Below are 256 nucleotides of genomic sequence, written 5' to 3' on the forward strand. Positions count from 1 at the left end.
GGAAAAGCTACTATCTAACCAAACAAGGAAAAATAGTTGGTCGTGACAGTTTGTATGTTTTTGACAATGGCCCTGATTGTGAAAATGAAGGCTTTATTAGATTCACAAATCATAAAACAGATAAAATGGGAATCTTTAACAGTGAAGGAAAAATTGTAATCCCAGCGCAATACAGCGCTTTAACCAAAGTTAGAAATGGCCTAATCGTTGTCTTAAAAGACGCAGAGAAACAGCAAGATGGAGAACATTTTTTCTG

Annotated in this window: 1 protein-coding gene; it reads left to right on the top strand. The window is 35.5% G+C overall.

The window, feature by feature from the left end; translation table 11 throughout:
• Positions 1–256, top strand: a 256-nt coding sequence (locus tag ACWA1B_RS23105; protein ID WP_456911004.1) for a WG repeat-containing protein, incomplete at both ends; no start/stop codon positions are given.

It is taken from the genome of Flavobacterium xizangense (assembly GCF_054075145.1).